The sequence below is a fragment of the Nocardiopsis sp. NPDC055551 genome, assembly GCF_053619415.1.
In genome coordinates this window covers 382,023-406,752 of record NZ_JBSHJJ010000004.1, presented here as the reverse complement: position 1 = coordinate 406,752, position 24,730 = coordinate 382,023, and the positions used below count along the sequence as shown (strand labels likewise).

22 protein-coding genes are annotated in these 24,730 nt (G+C 70.0%); all 22 read right to left on the bottom strand.

All coding sequences use genetic code 11. The annotated features are described in order from the left end of the window. Positions 1-162 precede the first annotated feature (162 nt). The 22 genes from ACWGSK_RS10405 to infC all read right to left on the bottom strand — a co-directional run bounded on the left by ACWGSK_RS10405 (position 163) and on the right by infC (position 24,343). Positions 163-1,080 (bottom strand): sirohydrochlorin chelatase, encoded by a 918-nt coding sequence (locus ACWGSK_RS10405; RefSeq protein WP_452455690.1) that lies wholly within the window; start codon positions 1,078-1,080, stop codon positions 163-165. A 149-nt stretch (positions 1,081-1,229) separates the two neighbouring features. Then, positions 1,230-1,832: a GTP-binding protein gene (locus ACWGSK_RS10400; RefSeq protein ID WP_358508127.1), complete on the bottom strand. Its 603-nt coding sequence runs from the start codon at positions 1,830-1,832 to the stop codon at positions 1,230-1,232. Next, the gene (locus ACWGSK_RS10395) at positions 1,813-2,286 is read right to left on the bottom strand and encodes a DUF742 domain-containing protein (RefSeq protein WP_358508129.1); all 474 of its coding nucleotides are present in this window, start codon (positions 2,284-2,286) and stop codon (positions 1,813-1,815) included. Before ACWGSK_RS10395 ends, ACWGSK_RS10400 begins: the two co-directional genes overlap by 20 nt. Beyond that, positions 2,283-2,717, bottom strand: coding sequence for a roadblock/LC7 domain-containing protein (locus ACWGSK_RS10390; RefSeq protein ID WP_304073430.1), 435 nt, complete (start codon positions 2,715-2,717; stop codon positions 2,283-2,285). Before ACWGSK_RS10390 ends, ACWGSK_RS10395 begins: the two co-directional genes overlap by 4 nt. 1 nt (position 2,718) lies before the next feature. Next, entirely contained in the window at positions 2,719-5,187 is a 2,469-nt protein-coding gene (locus tag ACWGSK_RS10385; RefSeq protein ID WP_452455689.1) for a sensor histidine kinase, read from the bottom strand. Between the two features lie 265 nt (positions 5,188-5,452). Beyond that, positions 5,453-6,871 (bottom strand): argininosuccinate lyase, encoded by a 1,419-nt coding sequence (gene argH, locus ACWGSK_RS10380; protein WP_358508133.1) that lies wholly within the window; start codon positions 6,869-6,871, stop codon positions 5,453-5,455. A gap of 51 nt (positions 6,872-6,922) precedes the next feature. After that, positions 6,923-7,459: an arginine repressor gene (locus ACWGSK_RS10375; protein WP_358508135.1), complete on the bottom strand. Its 537-nt coding sequence runs from the start codon at positions 7,457-7,459 to the stop codon at positions 6,923-6,925. Then, complete coding sequence (gene argF, locus ACWGSK_RS10370; protein ID WP_358508137.1) at positions 7,456-8,400, bottom strand: ornithine carbamoyltransferase; 945 nt, start codon at positions 8,398-8,400, stop codon at positions 7,456-7,458. Before argF ends, ACWGSK_RS10375 begins: the two co-directional genes overlap by 4 nt. Beyond that, a complete protein-coding gene (locus tag ACWGSK_RS10365) occupies positions 8,397-9,605 on the bottom strand; it encodes an acetylornithine transaminase (RefSeq protein ID WP_358508139.1) in 1,209 nt (402 codons plus the stop codon). Before ACWGSK_RS10365 ends, argF begins: the two co-directional genes overlap by 4 nt. After that, entirely contained in the window at positions 9,602-10,588 is a 987-nt protein-coding gene (gene argB / locus ACWGSK_RS10360) for an acetylglutamate kinase (protein WP_452455688.1), read from the bottom strand. Before argB ends, ACWGSK_RS10365 begins: the two co-directional genes overlap by 4 nt. Beyond that, the gene (locus tag ACWGSK_RS10355) at positions 10,585-11,367 is read right to left on the bottom strand and encodes a bifunctional ornithine acetyltransferase/N-acetylglutamate synthase (protein WP_358508143.1); all 783 of its coding nucleotides are present in this window, start codon (positions 11,365-11,367) and stop codon (positions 10,585-10,587) included. The genes argB and ACWGSK_RS10355 overlap by 4 nt, the downstream gene beginning before the upstream one ends. A gap of 16 nt (positions 11,368-11,383) precedes the next feature. Next, positions 11,384-12,412: an N-acetyl-gamma-glutamyl-phosphate reductase gene (argC, locus tag ACWGSK_RS10350; RefSeq protein ID WP_358508145.1), complete on the bottom strand. Its 1,029-nt coding sequence runs from the start codon at positions 12,410-12,412 to the stop codon at positions 11,384-11,386. Between the two features lie 137 nt (positions 12,413-12,549). Beyond that, positions 12,550-13,998, bottom strand: coding sequence for an NAD(P)/FAD-dependent oxidoreductase (locus ACWGSK_RS10345; RefSeq protein WP_358508147.1), 1,449 nt, complete (start codon positions 13,996-13,998; stop codon positions 12,550-12,552). Positions 13,999-14,159: 161 nt separating this feature from the next. Further along, a complete protein-coding gene (locus ACWGSK_RS10340; RefSeq protein ID WP_358508149.1) occupies positions 14,160-14,651 on the bottom strand; it encodes a MarR family winged helix-turn-helix transcriptional regulator in 492 nt (163 codons plus the stop codon). Positions 14,652-14,841: 190 nt separating this feature from the next. Further along, complete coding sequence (locus tag ACWGSK_RS10335; RefSeq protein ID WP_358508249.1) at positions 14,842-16,068, bottom strand: aminotransferase family protein; 1,227 nt, start codon at positions 16,066-16,068, stop codon at positions 14,842-14,844. Between the two features lie 480 nt (positions 16,069-16,548). Continuing rightward, positions 16,549-19,038 (bottom strand): phenylalanine--tRNA ligase subunit beta, encoded by a 2,490-nt coding sequence (pheT, locus tag ACWGSK_RS10330; RefSeq protein WP_358508151.1) that lies wholly within the window; start codon positions 19,036-19,038, stop codon positions 16,549-16,551. Beyond that, positions 19,038-20,156: a phenylalanine--tRNA ligase subunit alpha gene (pheS, locus tag ACWGSK_RS10325; protein WP_358508153.1), complete on the bottom strand. Its 1,119-nt coding sequence runs from the start codon at positions 20,154-20,156 to the stop codon at positions 19,038-19,040. The genes pheT and pheS overlap by 1 nt, the downstream gene beginning before the upstream one ends. Before the next feature lie 234 nt (positions 20,157-20,390). Next, positions 20,391-21,527, bottom strand: a complete 1,137-nt coding sequence (locus ACWGSK_RS10320) for a PAS domain-containing sensor histidine kinase (RefSeq protein WP_358508155.1) — start codon at positions 21,525-21,527, stop codon at positions 20,391-20,393. 518 nt (positions 21,528-22,045) lie between these two features. Continuing rightward, a complete protein-coding gene (locus tag ACWGSK_RS10315; RefSeq protein ID WP_358508157.1) occupies positions 22,046-22,867 on the bottom strand; it encodes a TrmH family RNA methyltransferase in 822 nt (273 codons plus the stop codon). 25 nt (positions 22,868-22,892) lie between these two features. Continuing rightward, positions 22,893-23,264, bottom strand: coding sequence for a 50S ribosomal protein L20 (gene rplT, locus ACWGSK_RS10310; protein WP_358508159.1), 372 nt, complete (start codon positions 23,262-23,264; stop codon positions 22,893-22,895). Between the two features lie 169 nt (positions 23,265-23,433). Then, positions 23,434-23,628 carry a 50S ribosomal protein L35 gene (gene rpmI / locus ACWGSK_RS10305; protein ID WP_067607638.1) on the bottom strand — a complete coding sequence of 65 codons (195 nt, stop codon included), beginning with the start codon at positions 23,626-23,628 and terminating at the stop codon, positions 23,434-23,436. 166 nt (positions 23,629-23,794) lie between these two features. After that, on the bottom strand, positions 23,795-24,343 hold the full coding sequence (gene infC / locus ACWGSK_RS10300) for a translation initiation factor IF-3 (RefSeq protein ID WP_067607641.1): 549 nt from the start codon (positions 24,341-24,343) through the stop codon (positions 23,795-23,797). Positions 24,344-24,730: the final 387 nt, after the last annotated feature.

The window sequence follows — 24,730 nt, the reverse complement described above, 5'->3', positions numbered from 1 at the left end:
AACAGTTATCCGCGCAGGCGCGAAAACCGGGCCGAAACGTGTTAGGTGGACCGGAACCCCCGGATGAACACCCAGGTCACAGCGGATGAGAACAGAACAGGACCGCCCGGGTCCCCGGACGGTCCTGTTCTGAAACCCTCAAGCCATGGGCGTGTCGCGCCCTCAGTCGTCGGGACGGTGCCGCGAACCCACCGGTGCGGGCAGCTCCTCGGCGGTCGGCGGCTGCTCCACGCCCAGGGAGTTGAGCACCTCCGCGTAACGCAGGGCGGCGATCTTGCCGAGCAGGCTGTCGGAGCCCATCGGCGCGCTCGGTCTGGCGCCGAAGCGCTCCGCGAGATCCGCCAGGCGCTCGGCCGGGAACTCCGGTCCCAGGGCGCTGGGCGCGATGACCGGGCGGCGGCTGCCGCCCTGGCGCATCTGGCCCATGACCTGTTCGAGCGAGGCCTCGTCCTCCAGGTCGGCGGGCAGGACGGTCAGGCCCAGGCGGGCGGCGAGCAGGACCGCGGTCACACCGGCGGCGCCCACCGCGCCCTCACCACCGACGGCACCGACGACGACGCCGTCGGCCATCGTGGTGTTGCGGGCGGTGACGCTGATGAGTCGCATTCGGTCGGCGCGGACGAACCCGGCCTCGGCCAGGCGAAGGTGGAGGACCTCGGCGAGCATCGGGTGCGGGCCGAGCCCCTCGGTCACCCGGACGTTGGCGTCGACCTCGGAGACGGCGGCCTCGATCGCGTGGTTGGTGGCCGTGTGCGGGGCGGTGACCAGCGGGACCACCACACCGGCCAGCGGACGGTCATCGCCGTCGTCCAGCTCGGCGAGGGCCTCGGTCAGGGTCTGATCATCGCCCTCGATGTGTCCGTAGCGGATGGTGACCTCGGGGCGGTAGGCCCGAACGAGGTCGGCCATCCGGGCGCCGATCGACTCGCCGTCGGCCCCCCGGGCCTGTTCGGCCGTGCCCGGCACCGCCATGATCAGAGCCGGGGTTCCGAACCAGTTGTCGAAGGACAACGGGTTGCGGTGACGTCCAGAGCGCCGCTTGGGCAGTTCACGTGGGGGAAGTCGGTCAGAGTTTCGCATACCAGGATTCAGACGAGAGGGCGGATGGGTGCGCATGAACAAATCAGGGGTCGCTGCGGCGACATTGTAGCGTTCAACACCACATTCAGGGGTGTATGTCCTGAACGTATACCGGTTCGGCCCCCTCTCGTCGCCCGGGGGCGCCCCGGTCAGCCGCTCAATGCGGGCCTGCGGCCATCGATGACGTGGGTCACCAAGCGGACGAGGACATCCTTCGCCGATCCTCGTTCGCGCGCGTCCGCCATCAGTACAGGTACATGCGCCGGGATGTCCAGGGCCTCCCGCACCTCCTCGGTCTCGTAGGCGGTGGCGCCGTCGAAGCGGTTGACCGCCACCACGAAGGGGACCTGACGACGTTCGAAGAAGTCGACGGCGTGGAAGCAGGTGTCGAGTCTGCGGGTGTCGGCCAGGACCACCGCGCCCAACGCGCCCTCGGCGAGTTCGTCCCACATGAACCAGAAGCGGTCCTGGCCGGGGGTGCCGAAGAGGTAGAGAACGATGTCCTGGTTGATGGTGATACGGCCGAAGTCGAGGGCGACCGTGGTGGTGGACTTGGCCTCCACCCCCGACAGGTCGTCGACGCCGTAACCCGCCTCGGTCATCACCTCCTCGGTGCTGAGCGGGGTGATCTCGCTGACCGCCCCCACCAGGGTGGTCTTTCCGGCGCCGAACCCTCCGGCGACGATGATCTTGACTGCCTGCGGGATCGCCTCTTGGGCGCCCGGCCGGTTCTCAGAGTCTGCGGATGCCATCGAGTACCGCCTGAAGCACTTTCTTCTCGGGGAGCTGGGTCATGGGCGTGGCCGCCCGAGTCCGGACCTCGCCCTGGGCGATCAGGTCGCCCAGCAGGATCCTGACGACGGTCAGGGGGATGTCCAGGCGCGCGGAGATCTCCGCGACCGAGATGGGGCGACGGCAGAGATCGAGGATCTCCTGTCGTTCGGGGTCCTGGGGGCGTCCTTCGTGATCGCCCGTCACCATCACGATGGTGATCATGTCCAGCCGTCCGCCCGCGGTGGGCGGGCGGGTGCGGCCCTTGGTGATGGTGTAGGGACGCACCAACGGACCGGTGGGCGCGTCGCCGGTGCGCACACCCGGGGCGGGTCCTTCGGAGGTCGGATGGCCTCTCCCCCAGTGCCGGGTGCGGTCCCGTCCGTGGAACGGCTCCCGCCCCCGCGCCCCTCGCCGATCGTACGCGGCGCTCATGATCCGACACCTCCCGTGGGAGTGAGCTGTCCGGGGCGGCGGGGCGCGGCGGTGAGGAACTGGCCCACCCGCTTGACCCGCAGGTTCATCTCGTAGGCGACCAGTCCGACGTCGGCGTCCTCGGAGGCCAACACCGCCAGGCAGGCGCCCTCGCCCGCGGCGGTCACGAACAGGTAGGAGTGCTCCATCTCCACCACGGTCTGTCGGACGTCACCGCCGCCGAAGTGCCGTCCGGTGCCCCGTGCCAGGCTCTGGAAGGCCGAGGCCAGGGCCGACAGGTGTTCGGCGTCCTCGGCTCCGAGGCCTCGGGATCGGCCGAGCAGCAGCCCGTCGGCCGATAGCACGATCGCGTGACCGGCGCCGACGACGCGGTCGACCAGATCGTCGAGAAGCCAGTCCAGGTTGTCCGCGGCCTTGCTCTTGCCCACCATCTCAGTCGTTCTCTCCCCTGTGGTCGTCGGCAGCTGCACCGACCTGGTCTTCACTTCCGTGTCCGAGCCCGTCGGCACCGATCTCCTCGGCCCGACCGCGCCGGGTTCCGGCGCTGAAGGCGTTCATCATGCGGCGTGCTTGGTCCGGGCTGCGTTGTGCCACCGATGCGGACTCGGTGGGGGCGCCGTCCCGGAGGCGGGGCGCCAGGCTGGCCTGTTTACGGCGTCGGGGCAGTCCCTCCCGACCGGGGCCCGCGCCGACCCGCGCGGGTTCGATCTCCGACACCCGGTCGTCGGTGCCGCGTCCTCGCCCGCGGCGGGGCAGCGGCGCGGGCGCGGTGATGGTCCCCGGATCGGTGTCGGCCCGGGGTTCGTTCGTGCCCTGTGGATCGGGCACCGGGCGCAGGATCGGGCGTCCGGGCCTGGTCCCCGCCTCGGCGGCGAGCAGGTCGGTGGCGTCGGCCTCCGCCTCGGGGCCCTCTGATCCGTTCGTGCCGGACCGGCCCAGGGTGGTGATCCCGACCAGGTCGTGCGAGGGGCCGGAGGCCACCAGGTCACCGGGGACCAGCACGACGGCTCTGGTCCCGCCGTAGGGCGAGGGGCGCAACTGCACCCCGATGTCGTGCTTGCGCGCCAGACGGGCCACCACGAACAGTCCCAGGCGTCCGTCGGTCCCGGGGGTCATCATGTCGAACTCGTGGCCGTCGGTGAGGGTCCGCTGGGCCTCGCGCTGCACTTCCTCCGTCATGCCCAGGCCACGGTCCTCGATCTCGATCGCCACGCCCTTGGGGACGGTGCCGGTGTCGATGGTGACGTCGGTGTGCGGCGGAGAGTAAGCGGTGGCGTTCTCCACCAGTTCGGCGAGCAGGTGGATGACGTCGGCGACGACGGATCCCACCAGGGACAGGTCGGGTACGGAGGTGAGTTCGACGCGGGCGTACTCGTCGGTCTCGGAGATGGCGCCGCGCAGGATGTCGACCAGGGGCACGGGGTGGCGCCAGCGTCGACCCGGTCGTCCCCCGCCCAGGATGATGAGGTTCTCGGCGTGCCGGCGGCCGCGGGTGGCCAGGTGGTCGAGTTGGAAGAGGCTTTCGAGCAGGTCGGGGTCCTCCTCCTCGCGTTCGACCCGGTCCAGGAGCTGGAGTTGGCGTTGGACCAGCGACTGGTTGCGATGGGCGATGCCGAGGAAGACCCGGTTGGCCCCGGCTCGGATGTCGGCCTGTTTGACGGCCGCGGCCACGGCCGTGCGTTGGGCGGTGTTGAACGCGTCGGCGACCTGGCCGACCTCGTCGTTGCCGTGGTCGAGCTGTTTCATCTCGGTGTCCAGGTCCACCGACTCCCCCGCCTCCAGGCGGCGCACGATCCTGGGCAGGTCGGTGCGGGCCATGGCCAGGGACTGGGCCCGCAGGGTGGCCAGACGGTGGGTGAGCCGACCGGCCGAGCGGGACGCCACACCGTAGGCGACGGTGCCGGCGAACAGCGAGATGATGCCGCCGCCCACGGCCAGGGTGAACATCCAGGAACTGGAGGACTCGGTGGCCGCGACCACGGCGACCGTGCGGTCCGCGACCGTGGCGGCCAAGGCCTCTTCGGTCCGGTCGGCCACGTCACGCCAGTCGTCCAGCCCGCCGGGGACGGAACGGTCACTCGTCTGTTCGCCGGTGAGGGGGTCGACGCCGACCGTGGCCTCGTGGTGGGCCAAGGCGTCGGTGATCTCCCTCGCCCGTGCCCAGTGCTCGGAGTCCAGGAGCCCGGCGATGTCGGCGGAGGCCTCGCCCTCGGAGGTGGCCAGGGATTCCAGGCGTCCGGAGACCTCCCCGTTCAGGGAGGCGAGGTCGGCACGGCGGCGCGGATCCAGTTCGCCTTCGGCCAGCGCGCCGCTGACGACGGCGTCGGCGTGGGCGAAGCCCTCCTGGGTCCAGAGCAGGTCACCGGTGGTGGCGGCTTCGAGCGCGGCGGGACCGTCGTCGAACCCTCCAACGGTGTGCTCGTAGAGGCGCACTCCCAGTCGCGCGGCCTCCGTGTAGACCCGCATGGTCTCCGTGGCCTCACCCGGTTCGACGAGGTCGGCGGCGCGCCTGGCCTCGACCGCGGAAAGGGCCTCTCGGAAGGCGCTCGCGCGCGGGTCGGGGTCGTCGGGATCGACCGCGAGGGTGTCCCAGACCTCGCGGACCCCTTCCAGGGCGGTGTCGGTCTCCCCCGCCGCCGCGGCCCACTCGCCACGGCGCTCCGCGTCGGGGGCGGCCAGGTACTCGGCGCTCACGCGTCGCTCGTGTTGGAGCGCGGTGAGCACGGAGGTGAGTTCGGCCGCGGCCCGACCGTCGGTGACCGAGGAGCGCAGGGAGACCGCCTGTGCGAGGGTCGCCGAGCTGAGCACGACGAACAGCACGAGGAAGGTGATGCCGGGAATCAACACGATGCGATTGAGCTGTGTTCTGATCCCGGACCTCGGGCCTGCGGACTGTCCCACTGCGCTCCTCCCCCGGCCATGGCCGCGGGCACCGAACGACGCCTGACGACGTGGCCGCCCCCACGCGAGCGATGACGGCGCGTGCAGAGGGGAACACGTGTGGTGCCCGCAGTGTCAGGACGCTATCGCACAGCCCTCGGTGCTGTACGGGGAATTCCACATCGGTCGTGGAAACCGCGTCACCTCGGGTGATGCGGACGCGCTACCGCTGAGCGCCTCCGCTAGCGCTTCGGTGTGTTCGGGCACCGTGGTCACCGAACGGCGTCTACGCGGTGAAGCCCTTGCGGTGTTCCTCGACGGCGGAGCGCAGCCGCTCCAACTGTTCGGCGACCCGGACCGGGGCGGTACCGCCCTTGCCCGAACGGGAGGCGAGGGAGCCGGGGACGGTGAGGACCTCGCGGACGGCCGGGGTGAGGTGCCCGGAGATCGCGGCGAAGTCGGCGTCGGTCAGGTCGGGCAGGTCGATGCCGCGTTCCTCGCACACGCGCACGCAACCACCGGCGATCTCGTGGGCGTCCCGGAAGGGCACCCCTTCGCGGACCAGCCATTCGGCGATGTCGGTGGCCAGGGAGAAGCCTTGGGGGGCGAGCTCGGCCATCCGGTCGGTGTGGAAGGTCAGGGTGGCGACCATCCCGGTCATGGCGGGCAGCAGCAGGTGGAGGCTGTCCACGGCGTCGAAGACGGGTTCCTTGTCCTCCTGCAGGTCCCGGTTGTAGGCCAACGGCAGACCCTTGAGGGTGGTGAGCAGGCCGGTGAGGTCGCCGACCAGGCGACCGGCCTTGCCTCGGGCCAGTTCGGCCACGTCGGGGTTCTTCTTCTGCGGCATGATCGACGAACCGGTGGAGAAGGCGTCGTCGAGCGTGACGAAGGAGAACTCCTTGGTCGCCCAGAGGATGATCTCCTCGGACAACCGGGACAGGTCCACGCCGATCATCGCGGTGACGAACGCGAACTCGGCGACGACGTCGCGCGAGGCGGTGCCGTCGATGGAGTTCTCCACCGAGTCGGGGAACCCGAGTTCGGTGGCGACCTCCTCCGGGTCCAGCCCGAGGGAGGAACCGGCCAGGGCACCGGACCCGTAGGCGGAGACGGCGGCGCGGCGGTCCCAGTCCCGGATCCGTTCGACGTCGCGGATCAGCGGCCAGGCGTGGGCCATCAGTTGGTGGCCGAGCAGGATCGGTTGGGCGTGCTGCAGGTGTGTGCGGCCGGGCATGGCGGCGTCGGGGTGGGCCCCGGCCTGGTCCGCGAGGGCGCGCACCAGGTCGAGCAGCCCGTCGGTGATGGTGCGGGCCTCCTCGCGCAGGTACATGCGGACCAGGGTGGCGATCTGGTCGTTGCGGGAGCGTCCCGCGCGCAGCCGACCGCCGAGTTCGGCGCCGACCCGCTCGATGAAGCCGCGTTCGAGCGCGGTGTGCACGTCCTCGTCCGCCAGGACGGGGGTGAACTCGCCCGAGGCCACGTCGACCTCCAGCCGGTCGAGTCCCTCGATCATGCGGTCGAGTTCGTCGGCGTCGAGCAGCCCGGCACGGTGCAGGGCGCGGGCGTGGGCGCGCGAGCCCGCGATGTCGTGGCGGGCCAGCCGCCAGTCGAAGTGGGTGCTCAGCGACAGGCGGGCCAGGGCCTGGTCCGGTCCGCCCTCGAAGCGGCCGCCCCACAGGCGCAGGGCCTCGGGCTGGTCGGCCATGGTGTTCTCCTTGAGTGTTTCGGTCGGTGTGGACGGTGCGGGTGCGTGCCGTCAGGGTCTGCGGTCGGCCAGTCGGAGGAGTGCGGCGGCCAGGTCCTCCCCGCCCTGGGGGTCGCGGGAGATCACCAGGATGGTGTCGTCGCCGGCGATGGTGCCCAGGATCGCGTGGAAGTCGGTGTGGTCGATGGCCGACGCCAGGAACTGCGCGGCCCCGGGCGGGGTGCGCACTATGACCATGTTGGCGGAGGCCTCGGCGGAGACGAGGAGGTCCTCGGCGAGTCGGTTCAGGCGTGCGCCGGAGACCTGTTCGAGGTCGAGGCTGTCGGGGCGGGTGCGTTGCAGGCGCTCGCCGCCCTCCCCGGGCAGGACGTAGGCCAGGTTGCCGTCGGCGGTGCGGAGTTTGACCGCGCCGAGCTCGTCCAGGTCCCGGGAGAGGGTGGCCTGGGTGACCTGTACGCCGCCCTCGGAGAGGCGTTTGGCCAGTTCGCCCTGGGAGCGGACGTCCTCGCGGGTGAGGACGTCCGTGATTCTCGCGTGTCTGGCGGCCTTGGTCATGGGTGCGGTGGCGCCGCCGTCGTTGTTCGTCATCCCTGGGTCGGCAGCTTGTCGTTCTCGTCCAGGAGGAAGGCCAGGAGGGCCTTCTGGGCGTGGCGGCGGTTCTCCGCCTCGTCCCAGACCACGCTCCGGGGGCCGTCGATGACCCCGGCGGTGATCTCCTTGCCGCGGTAGGCGGGCAGGCAGTGCAGGACGATCGACTCGGGGTGGGTGACCTCCATGAGCGCCTCGTCGACGATGTAGGGGCGGAAGGGCGCCTCGCGGGACTCCTTCTCCCCTTCCTGGCCCATGGAGACCCAGGTGTCGGTGGCGACCACGTCCGCGTTCTCGGCGGCCTCACGGGCGTCGGTGGTGACGGTGATCGAACCCCCGGTGGTGGCGGCGAGCTCCTGGGCGCGGGTGAGGACGACCGGGTCGGGGTGGAATCCGTCCGGCGCTCCGATCCGTACGTGCATGCCGGCGGTGGCGCAGCCCAGCAGGTAGGAGTGGGACATGTTGTTGGCGCCGTCACCCAGGTAGGCGAGGGTGAGGCCGGCCAGGGCGCCCTTGTGCTCCCGGATGGTCTGCAGGTCGGCGAGGATCTGGCAGGGGTGGAACTCGTCGGTGAGGGAGTTGACCACCGGCACGTTGATGTGGCGGGCCAGGTTCTCCAGGTCGGCCTGGGCGAAGGTGCGCCAGACCACGGCGGCGACCTGGCGTTCCAGGACCCTGGCGGTGTCCTCCAGGGGTTCGCCGCGGCCCATCTGGGTGCTGCCGGAGTCCAGGACGAGCGGGCTGCCGCCCAGGTCGGCCACGCCCACCGAGAAGGACAGGCGGGTCCGGGTGGAGGGCTTGTCGAAGATGAGGGCGACGGTGCGCGGGCCGGACAGGGGCCGGTGGCCGAAACGGTCCCTCTTCATCTCGTCGGCCAGGTCCAGGACTCGCGCCTGTTCCTGAGGGTCGAGGTCGTCGTCGCGCAGGAAGTGACGGGTCATGACTGCGGCTCCTTCGTCGCGGCGGCCTCGGCGGCGTCCAGGATGGTCGGCAGGGCCTCGATGAACACCCCGATCTCCTCGGGGGTGATGACCAGGGGCGGGGCGATGCGGATGGTGTCGGGGGTCACCGCGTTGATCAGGAACCCGCGGACCGCGGCCTGTTCCTGGACGTGGGCGGCGTGCGGGCCGGTGAGTTCGAGGGCGCGCCACAATCCGCTGCCGCGTTGGCCGGCCAGCAGGGGGTGGTCGATGCCTTCGATGTGTTCGGCGAGCACCCCGCCCATCACCTGAACGTGCTCCAGCAGGTTCTCTTCCTCGATGGTGTCGATGACCGCGAGCGCCGCGGCGCAGGCCACCGGGTTACCGCCGAAGGTGGAGCCGTGGTCGCCCTTGTGGAAGGCGTCGGCGAAGCGGCCGAAACCGATGGTGGCGCCGATGGGCAGGCCGCCGCCCAGGCCCTTGGCGAGGGTGAGCACGTCGGGGCGCACGTCCTCGGCCTGGTGGGCGAACCACGCGCCGGTGCGGCCGATGCCGCTCTGGATCTCGTCGAGGACGAAGGCGGCTCCGGTGCGATCGCACAGGGCGCGTACGCCGGTGAGGTAGCCCTCCGGCGCGGGGACGACCCCGGCCTCTCCCTGGGTGGGTTCGAGGAACACGGCGACGCAGTGCTCGTCCACGGCCTCGGTGAGCGCGTCCAGGTCACCGTGCGGGACGAAGCGCACGTCCATGCCGAAGGGACCGAAGGGTTCACGGATGGCGTCCTTGCCGGTGAGGGCGAGCGCGCCGGAGCTACGGCCGTGGAAGCCCTTGTCGGTGGCGACGAAGTAGTGCCGAGCGGGGCCGGCCGCACGCTTGACCAGCTTCAGGGCGGCCTCGTTGGCCTCGGTGCCGGAGTTGGCGAGGAAGACCTTGGCGTCCCCGCCGACCAGGCCGATGAGGCGTTCGGCGAGTTGGACCTCACGTTCGTGCACGAACAGGTTGCTGGTGTGGGCCAGGGTGGCCGCCTGACGGGCGACCGCCTGGACCAGGGCGGGGTGGCCGTGTCCCAGGGCGGACACGGCGATGCCCGCGATGAGGTCGAGGTATTGGCGGCCGTCGGCGTCGTAGACCTCGCAGCCGCGCCCGAGGGTGAGGGCGATCGGGGGGACCCCGTAGTTGGGCATGAGCGAGGCTTCGAAGCGCTCCCTCAGTTCGCTGCTGGTCACTTTGTCTCTCCCGGGTTCGTAGCGTCGGTGTGGGTCGGGCGCCAGGGGCGCGGGTAGTGGCCGTGGCCGCCGAGCAGTTCGGCTTCGAGTACTTCGTCGGCGACCATGGTGCCCACGCCCCGGTCGGTGAAGACCTCCAGGAGCAGGGAGTGCGGGACCCGGCCGTCGATGATGTGGGCTTGGGGGACACCGCCCTCGACCGCGTTCAGGCACGCCTCCATCTTGGGGAGCATGCCGGAGGACAGGGAGGGCAGCACGGCACGCAGCTCGTCCACGTTCAGTCGGCTGATGAGGTCGGTGTTGGCCGGGTAGTCGGCGAACAGACCCTCGACGTCGGTGAGCATGATGAGTTTGCTGGCGCCGAGCGCGACCGCGAGGGCGGAGGCGGCGGTGTCGGCGTTGATGTTGTAGACACCGCCGTCGTCGGCGCGGGCGACGCTGGAGACGACGGGGATGCGCCCGTCCGCGATGAGCGCGGAGATCGCGCCGGGGTCGACCTCGCGGACCTCGCCGACGCGGCCGATGTCGATCCTCTCTCCGTCGACCTCCACGTTCTTGCGTTCGGCGTACAGGAGGTTGGCGTCCTCACCGGACATGCCCACGGCGAAGGGGCCGTGCTGGTTGATCAAGCCGACGATCTCACGGTTGACCTGGCCGGTGAGCACCATGCGGACGATGTCCATGGCCTCGTCGGTGGTGACGCGCAGACCGGCGGTGAAGGTGGACTCCACTCCGGAGCGTTCGAGCATGGCGCTGATCTGGGGGCCGCCGCCATGGACGACGACGGGACGCAGTCCGGCGTAGTGCAGGAAGACGATGGATTCGGCGAAGCGGACCCGCAACTCCTCGCTGATCATGGCGTTGCCGCCGTACTTGACCACGACGGTGCGTCCGTGGAAGCGCGAGAGCCAGGGCAGCGCCTCGATGAGGTTGGCCGCCTTGTCCAGGGCCCGGGCCTGGTCCTGTGCGGAGCGGGAGTTCATGCGGTGACCTGCCTGTCTTCGGTTGTGGGGGGATCGGCGTCGAGCTGGGCGGCGAGTTCGGTGCATACCCGGGCCAGGAGGTCCCGGACGACGTTCTCGTCGGTGGGGCCCTCGGCGGCTCCGCCGGCCATGAACAGCACCATGTCGTTGGTGCCGGTCAGCGGCGCGAAGGCCTCGGCTGCGGCCTCCTCGACCATGGCCTGACACTGGTGGTGTTCCAGGGCGGCGTCGGTGGTGAGCACGCACAGGACCGATCCCAGGGAGGGGTCGGGGCCCTTGGCCATGCCACCGACGGTGATCCCCCCTCCGCGTCGGAAGGCGATCTTGGCGACGGTGTCGTTGGTGCGGATGGCGTCGGCGGCGGCCAGGCCCCCGCCTCGTCCGGCCTCGGCGACGGCCTTGGTCAGGCCTTTCCCAAGGGTGTCCAGGGGTGGTCTGGTCCCGACGGGGCCGGCCGCGCCCAACACGATCTCGGCGGCGGAGTCGGAGAGCAGTTCGGCGGCGCGTTCGGCTTGGGAGTGGGCGTCCTGGAAGCCGAGCGGTCCGGTGCCGGCGTTGGCGCAGCCGGAGTCGAGGACCACGGCGCGCACGCGTCCGCCCGCGACGACCTGGCGGGACCACAGGGTCGGCGCGGCCGGGTCCGGGTGGTCTGCGAAGACCGCTCCGGCGGCCGGGGAGGGCCCGTCGTTGACCACGATGGCGACGTCACGGCGGTTACCGGAGGTGGTGCCGGCGTGGACGCCCGCGGCGCGGAATCCCTGGGGCGCGGTGACACTCATCGGGTGTCTCCTTTCCTCAGGGGGCGACCGCGGCGAGCGGCAGTCCGGTGGTCTCGGGGAGGCCGAGGGCGAGGTTGGTGCTCTGGATCGCGCCACCGGCGGTGCCCTTGGTGAGGTTGTCCAGGGCCGCGACGGCGACCAGGCGGCCGGCCTCCGCGTCCGTGGTGACCTGTACGAGGGTGGTGTTGGCGGCCAGGGTCATGGCGGTGTTGGGCCAAGTGCCCTCGGGCAGCAGGTGGACGAAGGGTTCGTCGGCGTAGGCGGTCTCGTAGGCCGCACGGACCTGGTCGGCGGTGGCGCCGGGCTTGAGGGGCGCGGTGCAGGTGGCGAGGATGCCGCGGGGCAACGGGGCCAGGACCGGGGTGAAGGACAGGCGGACCGGCTCTCCGGTGACGGAGGTGAGGTTCTGGATGATCTCGGGGTTGTGCCGGTGGGCGCCGCCGACCCCGTAGGGGCTGAGCGCGCCCATGATCTCGCTGCCGACCAGGTTGGGCTTGGGCGCCTTTCCCGCGCCGGAGGTGCCGGTGACGGCGACCACGGTCAGGTCGGGTTCGACGAGCTGTTCGGCCAGACCGGGGAAGAGTCCGAGGGTGGCGACGGTGACGTGGCAGCCGGGGACGGCGACCCGGCGGGCGTCGGTGAGCTGTTCGCGCCGACCGGGGAGTTCGGGCAGACCGTAGGGCCAGGTTCCGGCGTGGGGGGTGCCGTAGAAGCGTTCCCAGGCGGCGGCGTCGTCGAGGCGGAAGTCGGCGCCGCAGTCGACCACGAGGACGTCGTCGCCGAGTTCTCGGGCGATGTCGGCGGATTGGCCGTGTGGCAGGGCGAGGTAGACGACGTCGTGACCGCGCAGTTCCTCGATCGTCGTAGGGGCCAGGATCCGGTCCGCGAGCGGAAACAGGTGGGGCTGGTGCTGGATGAGGGGGGTGCCCGCGTTGCCGCCGGCGGTGACGGTTCCGATCTCGATCTCGGGGTGCCCCAGGAGCAGACGCAGCAGCTCACCTCCGGCGTAGCCGCTGGCCCCGGCGATCGCCGCTGTGTATCCCATGGTGAGACCCCCTCTTCGAAATGGATTGGACCATCATGCATGCCCTTGCAAGTTTATGCAACCAAGTTCGAAGGTGGCCACCATCGCTCACGTGACATGGGCGACACGGTCACTCCGCGTCGCCCAGGGCTCGATGTTCAGCGGCCGGGCATGCGGGTGGCGATACCGGCCAGGCGTGAGGTGTTGCCCTTGCCGCTGGAACGGAACTCGCGGCGGTCGGCGGTGCGGTACAGGCCGTTCACGACCTGGGTGCCGACCCAGCGCAGCGGCTCGGGCTCCCAACCGCCGGCCTCGTGGCCGACCCAGGGCAGCCGGGTCAGGTCGGTGCGGCGGCCCAGCACGAGGTCGCGCAGGGTTCGCCCGGCCAGGTTGCTGATCGAGACGCCGCTGTGGGCGTAGCCGCCGGCCCAGGCCAGGCCGGACTCCGCGTCCAGCTGCACGGTGGGCGACCAGTCCTTGGGCACCCCCAGCACCCCGGACCAGGCGTGCTCGATCGGAACGTCGGAGACCTCGGGGAACATGCGGGTCAGGGCGCGCCAGAGTTCGACGATGGCCTGCGGTTGGGTGGCGCCCTCGTCCACCGGGGAGGCTCCGGGCCGCTTGGACTCGCCTCGACCGCCGACGGCGATGCGCCCGTCGGGGGTGCGCTGAGCGTAGACGTAGAAGTGCGCCGCGTCGCCCAGGACCTCGCCGCCCTCCCAACCGATCCCCTTCCACAATGTGTCCGGGATGGGTTCGGTGACGATCATCGACGAGTGCATGGGGCGCCACTTGCGGCTCTGACCGCGCAGGGTTCCGGTGAAGCCCTCGGTGGCGCGGACGACGTGGTCGGCGCGCACGGTGCCGTGGTCGGTGACCACGGCGGGGCGTTCGGATCCCTGGCGAGGGCGGATCTCCTCGACCGTGGTGCCCTCGAACAGGTCCACGCCCAGGTCCTCCACCACGCGGGCCAGCCCGGTGACCAGCTTGGCCGGGTGCAGGCGGGCGGCGTGCGGTGTGTAGCCGGCGGCGACGGCGTCGCGCACGGCGATGCGGGGGGTCTGGTCGGGGTCCACCATGTGGAAGTCGTCGGGCCAGTAGCCCCAGTCCTGGAGGTACTCGATGTGACCCTGGAGGCGGGTGCGCTGGGCCTCGTTGCCGGCGACCAGGTACATACCGCCTTTGACCTGGTCGGCGTCGATGCCCTCGGCCTCCAGGACCGAGAGCACCTCGTCGACGGTGGTCATCAGGCCGCGTTGGAGGGCGACCATGGACGACTTGCCATGTGACTGTGCGTAGCTCTCCCGTGAACCGGCGAACTCGGCCGAAAGCCACCCTCCGTTACGGCCCGACGCACCGAAGCCGGCGAACTCGCGTTCGACCACGCAAACGCGCAGGTCGGGCTGGTCCTTCTTCAGGTAGTAGGCGGTCCACAGGCCGGTATAACCGGCTCCGACCACGCAAACGTCGTAGTCGGTGTCGCCCGAGAGGGGGTCACGACGTTGGGGCAATCCGATGTCACGGAACCAGTGGGAGACGCCGCCGTTGGCGAAGCGTGTGGACCGGGGAATCGGCCTCAGCTGGGCAGCAGTGGTGAAAAGCCTCATGATTCCCCCCGGAACATCCGTGTCACCGACCCACCCCGCTCTGGGCCCCGACCTCTGGACAACCTACATGGGCAACGACCATGCGTGGGATGATTTCTGCACATTCGAGAGGGTTCCGAGCCAATTGAACGGGGATTCGACTACGTAGGGTTCCGAGACCCTCAGCTCGAACTGTCACGGAGCGTACGCGCGATGGCGGCGAGTTGTCGAACGCCCTCGCTCCCCAGTGGGGCGAGCACGTGTTCGTGCAGTCGTTGGACGTGCTTGTCGCGCGCGGCGCTGATGAAGGCCAACCCGCTCTCGCTCAGGGTCGCGTAGACGACCCGTCGGTCCTCGGCACAATTGTTCCGTACCAGGTAACCCTCCTTCTCCAGCCGGTCGGCGAGCTTGGTGAAGCCGCCGGTGCTGAGGCTGACCTCGCGGGCCAGGCGACTCATCGGCAACCGGTGTTCGGGGGTGCGCTGGAGCCGGATGAGCACTTCGAACCAGGGACCGGCCATGTCCTTGCCGTCGGGGGTTATTCCCTTCAGGAGCTTGGGCTCGATGGAGTGCATCGCCTCGGAGACCAGCCCCCAGGCGGTGATCAGGTCGTCGTCGTCGGGACGGTTCTCGGCGTGCGTATTCTCGACACCGTCGATCGGTTGCGCGGTCATATGTCCCCCTGTTCGTAGCCCAGGGCGCACGAACCAGGCCACACCCCAGAGAAGTATCTTCCGAGTAAATATTACTCGAATATAGCAGTCAGGGACAGTAGTTTCCTAGAAAAATAAATATCCCGTCGGCGCGCTCGCGCCGACGGGTGGGTGCCGGACCTGTGGACGGGAGCCCACCCGGGCTCCCGTCTCAGTGTCGGGCCATCACGGCGTCCAGTGACGCCGCCAAGGTGTTGGCCATGTGGTCGATCTGTTCCCAGGTGATCACCAGTGGTGGCGAGACCAGCAGGGCCCTTGGGATCGGGCGTACGATCACCCCTCGGGTACGGGCCTCCGCGAAGACCTCCGCCGTGGTGATCCCCCGTTCGGTGAGCGCCTCCTCGGTGAGTTCCACCGCGCCCATCACCCCGACACCGGAGCGGACCTCGGCCACCAGCGGGTGGTCGGCCAGTCCGCGCAGCGCCGAGTCCAGGTGCGTCTCCACCTCGCGAGAGACCGTGAACAGGTCCTCCCGCTCCAGGATGTCCAGGTTGGCCAGGGCCGCCGCGCAGGCGGACGGGTGGCCGGCGTAGGTGGTGCCGTGCAGGAAGGGGTTGCCCTCCTGGTTCCAGAACGGGTCGGCCACCCTGCCGTTGACCATGACCCCGCCCAGCGGCAGGTAACCGCTGGATACACCCTTGGCGAAGACGATCATGTCCGGGCTCACGCCGAAGCGCTCGATCCCGAACCAGTTGCCCATGCGCGCGAACCCACAGATGACGCTGTCCACCACGAACAACACACCGTACTTGCGACAGATCCGCGCGACCTCGGTGAAGTATCCGTCCGTCGGCAGGAACACTCCGCCGGCCCCGATGACGGGTTCGGCGAAGAAGGCGGCGACCCGGTCGGCCCCCACCCGAAGGATCTCCGCCTCCAGCGCGGCCGCGGAGTCGTGCGGGATCACGGAGGTGTCCTCGATGAGGCGACCGTGCCCGCTGCGGAACCGCTCCATCCCGATGATGCTGGTACCGAAGCCGTTGAGGCCGTGGTAACCGCCGGTGCGGCTGATCAGGTGTTGCCGGTCGGGTTGTCCCAGCGCCGCCCAGTAGCTGCGTGCGAGCTTGGCGGCGGTGTCGATCGACTCCCCTCCCCCACAGGTGAGGATGGTGCGCGGGTCCTCGATCGGGGCGTGCGCGGCCAGGCGTTCGCTCAGCTCAAGTGCGGGTTCGTTGGCGAAGTCCCCGTAGACGGTGTAGGCGTCCAGCGTGTTCATCTGGCGGTGGACCGCGTCCGCGATCTCGGTGCGACCGTGCCCGACGTTGCAGTACCAGAGGCTGGCCGTGCCATCGAGGTAGCGGTCTCCGGACCGGTCCCACAGCCACACGCCCTCGGCGCGGGCCACCACGAACTCCGGGCCCTTGGCCACGGTGTTCATATCGCAGAAGGTATGCCAGAGACGGCTGGGCTCCCGGTGTTCCTTGGGAGTGAGCGCGGACGAGACAACCGTTTCGGTCATATGGCGACCTCCGAGCCGTGACGTGCGCGAAAACGCGCAGTGGAAAACGGATCCGACCCCTTACCCGGGCGCCCAGGTTGTGTCAGGTGATTGCAGGCTAAGTTGTCGACCCGCTTCTCAGCAAGAGCCAAAACGAAGGCTCATGCCCCGAAACACAAACTTCATGCCGGCTACCCCCGGCCATGATCCCCAAAACCCTTGCTGTGCAGGAAAAACAGGCCGAAAAAATCTTGGAATCCGGGGTCACTCATCGGACGTTTCGCAAACCTACCGGGGGTTTCGAGCGACGCCGAGAACCCCCGTCGAAGGTCGTGTCACCGTCCTGACGCAAAGGGCGGGGCGGGGTCTCCCTTCCGAGAGAACCCGCCCCGCCCACGCGTGAACGGCGTGTCGCCGAGGTCAGCCGCGCAGGACCGCCCCGGTGCGTTCGGTCGCCAGGGCCACGGCCGCGTCGCGGGCCGCTCCGGCCTCCTCCGCGGTCAGGGTCCGGTCACCGGCGCGGAAGCGCAGCGCGAAGGCCACGGACTTACGCCCCTCCTCCACCTGCTCACCGGTGTAGACGTCGAACAGACGCACGCTCTCAAGGAGTTCACCGGCACCCTCCGCCAGGGCGGAGCCGATGTCGCCGACCGGGACGGACTCGTCCACGACCATGGCCACGTCCTGGGTCGCCACCGGGTAGGTGCGGACCTCGGGCGCGAAGACCTTGGCGCGGGCGCTCTCGACCCGGTCGAGGTCGAGCTCCATGGCGGCGGTGCGCTCGGGCAGGGAGAACGCCTTGACCGTACGCGGGTGCAGCTCACCGGCGTGTCCGACGAGCACCCGCTCGCCGCCCACCCTCACGTACAAGGCCGCGCAACGCCCCGGGTGCCAGGGCGCCCGGGTGTCGGCCTCGATCTCCAACCCCACACCCGCCACGCGAGCGACGTCACGGGCGGCCTGGATCGCGTCGGCCCAGGAGGCCTGTCGCCCCGGACCCCACCAGCCGGTGCGCTCCGCGGCCCCGGTGAGCACCACGCCCACCCGGCGCGGCTGCTCTGGAAGGGCCGCGTCGATGCGGGCCAGTTCCTCGTCGCTCGGACGACGGTCCACCGGGGGCAGCGGGGCGCGTCCGGCCCCGGGCCTTGGCCGGTAGACCAGGCCCATCTCGAACAGGGCGACGTCGGTCAGGCCGCGACCCACGTTGCGCGCCAAGGCCTTGAACAGCCCCGGCAGCAGCGTGGTGCGCAGCAGCGGTTCCTCGTCGTTGAGCGGGTTGGCCAGGCGCACGTTGTCACGACGGGGGTCGTCGGCGGCCAACTGGAGCCCGTCGAGGTCGCGCTCGCCGACGAACGGGTAGGCCAGCACCTCGTTGTATCCGACGGCGGCCAGGGTACGGCCCACCGCCCGACGCAGCCGCTGGCTCTCGGTGAGTCCACGACCGGAGCCCTTGAAACCGATCGAGGGGATGTTCTCGTACCCCTCGAAGCGGATGACCTCTTCGGCGATGTCGTTGGGGTCGGTCAGGTCCGGCCGCCAGGACGGCGGGGTCACCGTGAGCACGTCGCCGTCGGCCTCGAAGGAACACCCGATGGCGCGCAGCCACTTCTCGGTGGTGCCCTCGGGGTAGTCGATCCCGGCCACGGATCCGGCGTGCCCGGTGCTCACCGTGATGGTGGTGGGCTCGGACGCGTGGTGGACGTGGGTGTAGGCCGACTCCACCGTGGCGCCGCCCAGTTCGGCCAGCAACCGGACCGCGCGGGTGGCGGCGGCGAGCTGCACCTGGGAGTCGATGCCACGCTCGAAGCGACGTGAGGCCTCCGAGGAGAGCTGGTGTCGACGCGAGGCACGGGCGATGTGGCGCGGTTCGAAGTGCGCGGACTCCACCAGCACCGAGCTGGAGGTCGAGCCGATCTCGGTGTCCACCCCGCCCATGACGCCGGCCACCGCCTGGGCGGCGGACTCGTCGGCGATGACGATGTCGTCGACGTCCAGGGAACGCTGGACGTGGTCCAGGGTCTCCAGCTTCTCGCCCGCCTCCGCGGCGCGCACGGTGACGGTGCCGTCGAGCCGGTCACGGTCCCAGGCGTGCAGCGGCTGACCGAGTTCGAGCATCACGTAGTTGGTGACGTCCACGGCCAGGGAGACGGGGCGCATCCCGCTCTGGTGCAGGCGGCGCTTCATCCACAGCGGGGTGGGCGCCTCGGGATCGAAGCCGGTGGCACCGCGCAGCACGAGGCGGTCGGCCAGGGCCGGGTCGGCGATGGCACCGGGGTGGCCCTCGCCGGTGGGCTCGTCGACGCTCATCTCGGCGGGGTCGTGGAAGTCGACCCCGTACAGGGCCGCCACGTCACGGGCCACGCCGCGCATCGACAGGGCGTAGCCGCGGTCCGGGGTGACGGCGATGTCGAGGACGTCCTCGCGCAGGCCGAGGACGGCGATGGCGTCGTCGCCCACCGCACCGAATCCCTCGGGCAGCACGACGATGCCGGTGTGGTCCTCCCACAGGCCGAGTTCGGTGGCCGAGCAGATCATGCCGGCGGACATCTTGCCGTAGGTCTTGCGGGCACCGATCTTGAACCCGCCGGGCAGTTCGGAGCCGGGCAGGGAGACGACGACCAGGTCGCCCTCGGAGAAGTTGCGGGCACCGCAGACGATCTCCTGGGGCTCACCGGTGCCGTTGGCCTCGCCGACGTCCACCTTGCAGTGGCGGATGGGCTTCTTGAAGCCGGTGAGCTCCTCGATCTCCAGCACGCGACCGAAGACGATGGGGCCGGTCAGGTCGGTGCCGAGCTCGTCGACGGTCTCGACCTCCAGACCCGCGAGGGTCAGGCGGGAGGCCAGCTCGCGGGCGGTGACGTCGGCGGGAAGCTCGACGTACTCGCGCAGCCAGGTCAGGGGAACACGCATCAGATCTCACTCCCGAACGCCGAGGTGAAACGCATGTCACCCTCGACCATGTCGCGCATATCGCGCACACCGTGCGCGAACATCAGTGTTCGTTCCACTCCCAGGCCGAAGGCCCATCCGCTGTAGACCTCGGGATCCACCCCGGCGGCGGTCAGCACGCGCGGGTTGACCACGCCGCAGCCGCCGATCTCGATCCAGCCCTCGCTGGAGCAGGTGCGGCACGGTGCGTCGGGGTCTCCCACCGACGCGCCCCGGCACACGAAGCACTCCATGTCGACCTCGGCGGAGGGCTCGGTGAAGGGGAAGTAGGAGGCACGGAAGCGGGTCCGCAACGCCTCACCGAAGAAGGACTCGACGAAGGTGTCGATGGCGCCGCGCAGGTGCGCCATCGTGATGCCCTTGTCGACCACCAGGCCTTCGAGTTGGTGGAAGACCGGGGTGTGGGTGGCGTCGAGCTCGTCGGTGCGGAAGGTCTTGCCCGGCGCGACGACGTAGACCGGAAGCTCACGGGTGAGCAGGGAGCGCACCTGCACCGGGGAGGTGTGGGTGCGCAGGACCATGCCGGACTCCCCGCCGTCGGGACCCTCCACGAAGAAGGTGTCCTGCATGGTGCGCGCGGGGTGGTCGGGCTGGAAGTTGAGGGCGTCGAAGTTGAACCACTCGGCCTCGATCTCGGGGCCCTCGGCGATCTCGAAGCCCATGCCGACGAACACGTCGGCCATGCGTTCGGCGACCGTGGTCAGCGGGTGCCGGGCGCCGCGGGGGGCACGGTCCCAGGGCAGGGTGACGTCGACGCGTTCCTCCACGAGGACGCGTTCGTCGCGCTCGGCCTCCAGGACGGCCTGACGGGCCTTGACGGCCTGTCCGACGTCGCGGCGGGCGCCGCCCACGCGTTTGCCGGCCTCGGCCTTGGCGGCCGGCGGCAGGGCACCGATCTCACGGTTGGCCAGGGCCAGTGGGGAACGGTCGCCGGCGTGGGCGAGCCGGACCTCCTTGAGTTCGGCGAGGTCGGCGGCGGCCTCGATGGCGGCCAGCGCCTCCTCGCGCATGCGGGCGACCTCGTCGGGGTGCAGGGGGGTCACCTCGACCGGGTCGAAGGAATTGTTCGGTGCAGACATGTGGTTGCCTCGCCGTCACCGCGTCCGCGCGAGGCGGAGGCGGGCGGTGGTCACGGGTCCGCGCGGGGGCGGACCAAGCCGACAGGAAGAAGCACGGGGTTACCGCGGGCCGGGTGCGAAGTCGACCCAGGTGTCACAGCAAGCCCAGGGTTGACGGGCCGCGCCGGACGGAATCCACGAAGGGATGACGGGACGGGACCGCGTGCGCCCACCGGGGCCGAAGAGTCTGAGGGATCAGACGAACTCGGGTGTCCCGGCGGGCATGGTAAATCGGAACTCTGCGCCACCGTTGGGGGCGCGGCCGACGGTGATCGTGCCGCCGTGGGCCTCGACGAGACCCTTGACGATGAACAGTCCGAGTCCTGTGCCACCACGGCGCTTGCTGCGCCAGAACTGGCGGAAGACGCGCGGAATGGTCTCGGGCGCTATGCCCTGGCCTTCGTCGCGCACCGACACCGCTGCTCCTCCTTCACACGGCTCGATCACGATACTGACAGTACCAGCGCCGTGCCGCACCCCGTTTTCCACGAGGTTGGCGAGGATCTGTTCGAGTTTGTCGGGGTCCAGCCACATCTGGGGCAGGTCCCCGTGCGTTTCGACCCGGAAACGCTCCTCCGACTCACCGGAGGCGACCCGTCCGGAGACCACTCGACGGACGGCCTCGGGCAGGTCGACGACCTGCCGGCGCACCTCCAGGCGTCCCGACTCGATACGGGAGACGTCAAGGAGGTCGTGGATGAGGCGGGTGACGCGGTCGGCGTCGGCGTTCACGGTCTCCAGCATGAACAGCTTCTGTTTGTCGGTGAGCCGTTCCCACTTGGTCAGGAGCGTGGAGGTGAAGCCCTTGACGCTGGTGAGGGGCGACCTGAGTTCGTGGGCGACCTCGGAGACCAGGTCGGCACGGGAGCGCTCGGCCCGCGCGGAGGCGTCCCTGAGGCTGACCACGAGACGGACGAGGTCACCTCCGGGGCGGGCCCGCACGTAGCGGGCCGCGACGAGGACCTCGCGTTCGTCGGGCAGGCAAAGGACCCGTTCGATCTGGCGGGTGCGGTCGCGGTCCCCACCGTAGGGGTCGCTGGCCTCCCACCAGTCGTGTCCGTCCAGGCCTCGTAGGGGCACGGCGGTGCGGAAGTCGCGGCCGAGCGCGGAGGTGATGGGAACGCCGACGAGTTGGGCGGCCTGGGTGTTGAACAGGACGACACGACCCCGGGCGTCGGCGACGACGATGCCGTCGGGCAGGTCGTCCGCGTGCAACGGGATGCCGCCGGTGGCGACGATGTCGAGGTCGGAGGTGACGGGTTCGTCCGTCGGCTGCGCCGCCGCGCCGTCGGAGTCCTCCGCCGGTCGATCCACCTGCCGGCCGCTGCCCACGCCTGCCCCAGCTCCCCTCCGAAGGTCCGCGGCTCAGGCGTCCTGGGCCGCGGATCTGTGTTCGGTGGTGTCCGTCCTCAGCGGACTCTCCCTGGACACCACCGCAGGTCTACCCTGCTCTCCCACCTGGTACGCCTCACTCGTCCAGGCGTACCCGGATGGGAGTCCGAGCGTACGGGCACCGATGCCCGTCCACCGGTCGCGGACGGGCACCTCCCTCGGACGCGGTCCTCGTCCGAACGCTCACACCGTGTGGCCGAGCCTGCCGTGTGGGCCGGGCGGGCGCACCCTTCTACCCGTGACACGGGTCGTGTGAGGGTGGCCACGCGGAATCCGCATGGCCACCGTGGTGCCGGTCCGACCCTATCGACACTCAAGGCTCGTGCACGTGCATTCGGCGAGGTTGCCACGACCTGTTACCGAGTGTGTACACCGAGGGAACTCCGAGCGCCCCAGGAGGACTCTTTGAACACGGGGAGTAGTCACCCGTGGAGTCGTTCGCCCGTGGCCGGGATGCTTCAGGAGCGCCGCTGTTGGCGCGCGGTCGTGTACAGACACACCGCTGCCGCCGTGGCCAGATTCAGGCTTTCGGCCCCGCCGTAGATCGGAACGCTGACCGCGCCGTCGGTCAGACGGACGGTCTCCTCCGGCAGTCCCCAGGCCTCGTTGCCGAAGACCCAGCCGACCGGACCATCGAGGTCACCGTCGTCGGCGACCTGGTGCAGGTCCTTGTCGCCCCCGCCGTCGGCGGCCCACACCTTGGCGCCCGCCTCGTTCAGGAAGTCGATCGCCCGGGCGACCGGCACGCCCACGACCACGGGCAGGTGGAACAGGCTTCCGGCGGAGGCGCGCACGCACTTGCCGTTGTAGGGATCCACGGACGCGTCCGTGAAGACGACGACGTCCGCCCCCGCGGCGTCGGCGGTGCGCAGTACCGTTCCGGCGTTGCCGGGGTCGCGCACGTGGGAGAGGATGACGGCCAGCCGCACGTCGGTGACCTGCTCCAAGGGGACGTCGACGAACTCGCAGACCGCGATGACCCCTTGCGGGGTGATGGTCTGCGCCAGTTCGGACATCACGTCCAGACTGACCTGATGGGTGGGGACGCCGGCCGTGTGGGCGGCGTCCATCAGGTCGATGTGACGTTGCATGGCCTCCGCCGTGGCGTAGACCTCCAGCACGCCGTGCCCGTCGCCGCTCGCCGCGGCGAGCGCCTCCCGCACAGCCTGAGGGCCCTCCGCGAGGAAGCGCCTCTCACGCTGGCGGAAGGTGCGTTTGGCGAGCCGCCGAACCCCCTTGATCCTGGGTGACCGGACGCTCGTGAACTCGTGGCTCGCCATAGCTACCCGTCTCGTCTCGCCGTGACTAGGCCGCGACGGAGGCCGGCAGGGCCTGCTTGGCCTTCTCCACCAGGACGGCGAAGGCGGCGGCGTCGTTGACGGCCAGGTCGGCCAGGATGCGACGGTCGACCTCGATCTCGGCCAGCTTCAGACCCTGGATGAGACGGTTGTAGGTCAGGCCGTGAGCGCGGGAGGCCGCGTTGATGCGCTGAATCCACAGACGACGGAACTGCCCCTTGCGGTCCTTGCGGTCCCGGTAGGAGTAGGTCATCGAGTGGAGCATCTGCTCCTTGGCCTTGCGGTAAAGGCGCGAGCGCTGCCCGCGGTAACCACTGGCCCGGTCGAGAACGACCTTGCGCTTCTTCTTGGCGTTGAGAGCCCGCTTCACGCGTGCCACAGTGACTCCCTCATAGGTTCTTTCGACGCGCACGGCGCGCCGACCGGTCCGGCCAGGACTGGCCCGGCGGCCGTGTTCGCTTCAGGTGGTCGCCCTTCGAGCGCTCAGAGCGAACCGACCGGGTCGGACGCGGGGCACTTTCGAGAAGGGCTGAGGTTACTGCCGTTGCCTAGCGGCCCAGGAGCTTCTTGATGCTCTTGGTGTCGGCCGGGGAGAGCTCGGCCTCGTTGCTCAGCTTGCGCTTGCGCTTGGAGGTCTTGTGCTCAAGGATGTGGTTCTTGTTGGCACGGCGGCGCATGATCTTGCCGGAACCGGTGACCTTGAAACGGTCCTTGGCTCCACTGTGGGACTTGTTCTTCGGCATGTCGCCGTCGTCTCCTACTCCGTCGGCGCGGCATCCGCCCTGGGGACGAATGTCGCGATTGTTCCGCGCTAGGCGGGTCTCGCACGCCTGTGCATCGTGGGCTGTTCGCGCACAGCCCACCCCACCGTCCGGCCGTCTCGAAGGCGGCCGGACGGTGGGGGACTACCTAGGCCTGGTCGCTGCTCTCACGGCGGGGCTTGTCCCCGGCCGCCGCACGGGCCTCGGCCTTGTGGTCGGAACGCCGCTTGTGCGGACCGATCACCATGACCATGTTGCGGCCGTCCTGCTTGGGCTGGGACTCGACCATGCCGAGATCCTGGACGTCCTCGGCCAGACGCGCCAACAGCCTGCGCCCGAGTTCGGGGCGGGACTGCTCGCGACCACGGAACATGATCGTCACCTTGACCTTGTCCCCACCCTTGAGGAACCGGACGACGTGACCCTTCTTGGTCTCATAGTCGTGCGGGTCGATCTTCGGGCGGAGCTTGATCTCCTTGATGATCGTGTTCGACTGGTTCTTGCGCGACTCACGGGCCTTGACCGCGGACTCGTACTTGAACTTGCCGTAGTCCATCAGCTTGGCGACCGGCGGGCGCGCGGTCGGCGCGACCTCGACGAGGTCGAGGTCGGACTCCTGGGCCAGACGCAGGGCGTCCGGCACGGAGACGATTCCGACCTGCTCGCCGTTGGGCCCGACAAGTCGGACCTCGGGCACCCGGATACGGTCATTGATGCGGGGCTCGGCGCTGATGAGACCCCTCCCTAGCTTTCTCGGATTACCTGGGACCGGTCGGCCACCACCGGGTGGTCGACCTGTTCGACCGGGTCGCCCGCGCTTTCAGGCCACCCGCCCGCTCCGGGGTCCGTGCAAAGCAAAAACCCCGCCAGCGTGTGCAAGCGGGGCGATCCGATCGGACGAAGAAGACGAAGGCGCGACGCACCGAGGCCGAAACGACAGCCCAGGGGTGGGAGTCGAGCACTCGCCATCCGACCGAAGACCCACACGAGCGAGGCTCGGCAGGTGGGAGGATCATCTCCGCTTGCGGTTCCATCGTGCCTGAGCACGATGGAACGAAGTCGATTTAACTCGATTGTATCAGCA

Coding starts and splice junctions, on each gene's coding strand:
- ACWGSK_RS10405 (WP_452455690.1), bottom strand. CDS start 1,080: ATGCGAAACTCTGACCGACTTCCCCCACGTGAACTGCCCAAGCGGCGC.
- argH (WP_358508133.1), bottom strand. CDS start 6,871: ATGGCCGACCAGCCCGAGGCCCTGCGCCTGTGGGGCGGCCGCTTCGAG.
- ACWGSK_RS10375 (WP_358508135.1), bottom strand. CDS start 7,459: ATGACGAACAACGACGGCGGCGCCACCGCACCCATGACCAAGGCCGCC.
- pheT (WP_358508151.1), bottom strand. CDS start 19,038: ATGCGTGTTCCCCTGACCTGGCTGCGCGAGTACGTCGAGCTTCCCGCC.
- argF (WP_358508137.1), bottom strand. CDS start 8,400: ATGACCCGTCACTTCCTGCGCGACGACGACCTCGACCCTCAGGAACAG.
- rpmI (WP_067607638.1), bottom strand. CDS start 23,628: ATGCCGAAGAACAAGTCCCACAGTGGAGCCAAGGACCGTTTCAAGGTC.
- ACWGSK_RS10335 (WP_358508249.1), bottom strand. CDS start 16,068: ATGAACACCGTGGCCAAGGGCCCGGAGTTCGTGGTGGCCCGCGCCGAG.
- ACWGSK_RS10395 (WP_358508129.1), bottom strand. CDS start 2,286: ATGAGCGCCGCGTACGATCGGCGAGGGGCGCGGGGGCGGGAGCCGTTC.
- ACWGSK_RS10355 (WP_358508143.1), bottom strand. CDS start 11,367: ATGAGTGTCACCGCGCCCCAGGGATTCCGCGCCGCGGGCGTCCACGCC.
- argC (WP_358508145.1), bottom strand. CDS start 12,412: ATGGGATACACAGCGGCGATCGCCGGGGCCAGCGGCTACGCCGGAGGT.
- ACWGSK_RS10400 (WP_358508127.1), bottom strand. CDS start 1,832: ATGGCATCCGCAGACTCTGAGAACCGGCCGGGCGCCCAAGAGGCGATC.
- ACWGSK_RS10345 (WP_358508147.1), bottom strand. CDS start 13,998: ATGAGGCTTTTCACCACTGCTGCCCAGCTGAGGCCGATTCCCCGGTCC.
- ACWGSK_RS10315 (WP_358508157.1), bottom strand. CDS start 22,867: ATGGCGAGCCACGAGTTCACGAGCGTCCGGTCACCCAGGATCAAGGGG.
- pheS (WP_358508153.1), bottom strand. CDS start 20,156: ATGTCTGCACCGAACAATTCCTTCGACCCGGTCGAGGTGACCCCCCTG.
- ACWGSK_RS10390 (WP_304073430.1), bottom strand. CDS start 2,717: ATGGTGGGCAAGAGCAAGGCCGCGGACAACCTGGACTGGCTTCTCGAC.
- ACWGSK_RS10340 (WP_358508149.1), bottom strand. CDS start 14,651: ATGACCGCGCAACCGATCGACGGTGTCGAGAATACGCACGCCGAGAAC.
- argB (WP_452455688.1), bottom strand. CDS start 10,588: ATGAACTCCCGCTCCGCACAGGACCAGGCCCGGGCCCTGGACAAGGCG.